Origin of the sequence: Cytobacillus oceanisediminis 2691 (assembly GCF_007678455.1) — a bacterium.
In the GTDB taxonomy this organism is placed as follows: domain Bacteria; phylum Bacillota; class Bacilli; order Bacillales; family Cytobacillaceae; genus Mesobacillus; species Mesobacillus oceanisediminis_A.
In genome coordinates, this window is the sequence record NZ_VEEP01000450.1 from 1 (window position 1) to 230 (window position 230).

Here is a 230-nt window from a genome sequence, read left to right on the forward strand (position 1 = left end):
ATGGATGGGTGGTATAGGGGGAAGATGGGTGTGTATGATTGTGAGTTGGTGATGAATATGGGGGCAGGGTTTGATGAGGGGGTGAGAGGGAAGGTGGAGGAGTTTGGGGGAAAAGGAAGTGTGGGGGATATTGATATAGAGCGTGGGGAAATGGGGAAGAAGGTGGGTAGGAAGATTGGGGTTGTAGGAGATGGGAGGGAAGGTTTAAAAGAGCTGGTGAAGGTGGAAGG

At 51.3% G+C, this 230-nt stretch carries 1 pseudogene; it reads left to right on the forward strand.

The features are described from left to right. Positions 1 to 24: 24 nt before the first annotated feature. Positions 25 to 230 (forward strand): annotated as a pseudogene (locus FS736_RS24030) (acetolactate synthase large subunit); the annotation flags it as partial.